Source organism: Gordonibacter sp. (assembly GCF_036667095.1).
Lineage (GTDB): Bacteria > Actinomycetota > Coriobacteriia > Coriobacteriales > Eggerthellaceae > Gordonibacter.
Window position 1 is genome coordinate 1 of sequence record NZ_JAVWUP010000270.1, and the last position, 2778, is coordinate 2778.

A 2778-nucleotide genomic window follows, 5' to 3' on the forward strand; every position below is an offset into this window, starting at 1 on the left:
CTGTTCTTGCCAAACTGATCACACGCCTGCTGATAAGCAACCCGCAGCTCGTCTGCACGCTTGCCGTTCTCGGCCTCGGCATCGGTTATGGCCACCAGTTGTTGCTTGTAACTTTCAAGCTTCGACTTCTCAGACCCGAGCACGCTGGTCATCTGCTTGATCTTTGCCTCAAGCCCCGTGGTGGACGACTCCCAGTCCTCCATACCGGAGGAGGCTTCCTTAAAAGTCGCGTTAGCCGATTTGATTTCCTTGTTAGCGGTCGATATATTGGCTTTCAATTCCGATATGTCGACACGGAATTTGGTCGTTACTTCATCACCCTTCGGCACCTTGTTCACCTCCTCTCGTTTTTAACTCTAAAACCACTCGTCGCCGACTTGCCGCCTTGCGGGCTCCCCCTCGCCCGACCTACCCGCGTGCGATGTGGGGGGCTTGTATACGTTGAGCCTGCGCACAGTCAGGAACACGTCGTGTGCCCTGGTGCGCCTGATCGCAAACGGGTTGAGCGAGGGGAACCGCTCGCAAAGCCCCATGCCCAGCGAAAAAAACGCCTCATCCAGGGTGGCAGGCTCACCACCACCCTCTACTTGTTTTTTTCATCGCCCCCGAACGCCATAACCTCGCCCATGGTGTACAACACGACGTTTACCAGCGTTGCCGCGACCTCTTTAACCGGCACATACCTAATCTCGGCATCCGTGAGGCCGGGGAAGATATCTTTCAGCAACGGCTTTATCTGCCCCATAGATCCCATGGCCATCTTGGCCACAGCAGATATGAGCGCCGTATTGTTCGAATCTTCGGCATTTGCGATGGTGTCGAGATCGACACACCCCAGCACGTCTTCCATCGTCCCCCACATAAGGTCGTAGGTTTCTGCCATGTATGTTTTCTCAACCTTGCCGCCCTTGCGGACGTTCAGTATCATTTCCACTTGCCGCACCTCCCATCTATCCCAGTCCGTTAAACCGTCGTCTTCGCTTTGACTGTATCGGGCGTTTGCACCGTACTGAACCAGGTGGAGAGATCCGCTTTTCCGCCATCCTGCACGATTACCGATTTGCGAGCCTTGCCGTCCTTTGCGAACTTATGGACAGTAGAAAGCCCCTTGTATTTAAGCTGCTGGTTCTTGGAATCGGTACCGTCGTCCTCGGTGGCCGCAGCTTCGTCAGGCGTGGAGAACGTGCCCTTCAAGCGCCACACGTAGCGGTACGCCCCGCTAGTGTCCTTGGTGCGGTAGCCAATGGCAAACTCTTTGTTGACATTCTCGCCGTCCATGATCATGCCCAAATCTTTGTCGTAACCCTGCCCGGTAATATCGGCCAACGTCTCAAGGTCAAGCACCGCACAGGTGATCGTTACCTCGTCGGGACCGGTAGACTTGACGTTAATCATCGGCAAGTTGTCGTAGTACTTTGTGGCAGAATCGCTCGAAGTGGTCTTGGAGAGCTCAGCGATGGGCACCAACGGCTTCACCACTCCGAAAGTTATTTCCACGTCCGTATCAGCCGTCACCTCCGCATACACCAGGTTGTCAATCCCTCGAAACTCAACAGCTTCCTTACCCATATCTACACCTCTTCCTTATAGTGTTCTAAAATTTGAACCGCAAACATTACCCCGGTATGGGTCTTGCGGTCACTCGCCGCATCCACGGGCTTGCCGGGAACGGTGAATCCTGCCTCTTGCAGGCGCCGCTTTGCCAAAAGCGAAACGGTCTCGACCTGCTCAGCGTCGATGCTGTAGTAATAAACCCAAAAATGCCAAACATACCCCGATGGGACATTATCGTAATGCCCCGCCTCGGGTATGTCGTTAACCCAGAACGTCCAAAACGAATCGGGATACCCATCTTCCGGGTTAAGCGAACCCTGTAGCCTGACAGGGTCGCCGAACTGCTTCAATACTTCAATCAGTTTTTGTCTCACCGCACGCCCCCGTCTATTAGAAAATCCAGCATGGTATCGGCTTGAGCCTGCTGCACAAGCTGCTTGGTCTTGCCACCGTAGATCGCGTTGTAAAGGTTGCGATCCGGCGCTATACTCGGCGTGCCGTACATCAAGAACACCGAAGGTAAGCCTCCGTCTGCTATCGACCAACCGACCCCAGACGATGCCGTAGTGCCAGAACAATCAACCGTCATGTCGCGATAAACCGCCCCACTGGTAGCGCCACTCACGCCGGGCACAAGATTGTATCTACTGGATGCTTGCGCCTTGTCCACTTGCTCGGTAACCACCTGGTGGGTCTCAACCAAGGCAGATTCAGCCACCTTATCGGTACTCACTTCCATTCGACTTAACTTACCTAGCAACTCGTCCATGCCGTCGAATTTAAGCCCCATCCTTGCCATCAAGCACCGCCGCTCACGCGCTCCACACGCATCTGCATGTGCTGTCGGCGGTGCCCCACATTCTCCGGAGTACCAACAACCTCATACTCCTCCCCCGTATCTAGCACGATGCGGCAACCTGCAGTGATACGAGGGTTGTACCAACACTTGATCGTGGCAGTGTCGATGACGCTATACACACCATTCACGACGCCCTCAGTACCACCGTAGGTCTTGAACTCACAGAAGAACCGTGGCCCTTGCTTGGGCCACACCTTGCTGATAACGCCGTTGTAGGTCTTGGTATACGGCATAAGCAGCATGACCGACGTATCCAGGCGCAGGGGCACCGTGTAGGCATTTGTAGCCATCACGCACCACCGCCAGGTTTGCGGTAGGCTAGTTGCGCCGCCGCCTGGAAGAAGTAGGGTGAGAGGCTCGCGCCT

At 55.0% G+C, this 2778-nt stretch carries 6 protein-coding genes; all 6 read right to left on the reverse strand.

Going from position 1 to position 2778, the window contains the following annotated elements; all coding sequences use genetic code 11:
• Nucleotides 1–338, reverse strand: a 338-nt coding sequence (locus tag RR842_RS13505; RefSeq protein WP_332730104.1) for a hypothetical protein, incomplete at its 3' end; no start/stop codon positions are given.
• A 245-nt stretch (nt 339–583) separates the two neighbouring features.
• Nucleotides 584–934 (reverse strand): hypothetical protein, encoded by a 351-nt coding sequence (locus RR842_RS13510; protein ID WP_332730105.1) that lies wholly within the window; start codon nt 932–934, stop codon nt 584–586.
• Nucleotides 935–963: 29 nt separating this feature from the next.
• Nucleotides 964–1569, reverse strand: coding sequence for a major tail protein (locus RR842_RS13515; protein WP_332730106.1), 606 nt, complete (start codon nt 1567–1569; stop codon nt 964–966).
• A 2-nt stretch (nt 1570–1571) separates the two neighbouring features.
• Nucleotides 1572–1928, reverse strand: a complete 357-nt coding sequence (locus RR842_RS13520; RefSeq protein ID WP_332730107.1) for a hypothetical protein — start codon at nt 1926–1928, stop codon at nt 1572–1574.
• Complete coding sequence (locus RR842_RS13525) at nt 1925–2344, reverse strand: hypothetical protein (protein ID WP_332730108.1); 420 nt, start codon at nt 2342–2344, stop codon at nt 1925–1927. Before RR842_RS13525 ends, RR842_RS13520 begins: the two co-directional genes overlap by 4 nt.
• Nucleotides 2345–2352: 8 nt before the next feature.
• Nucleotides 2353–2778: head-tail adaptor protein (locus tag RR842_RS13530; protein ID WP_332730109.1), on the reverse strand; the 426-nt coding region annotated here is incomplete at its 5' end.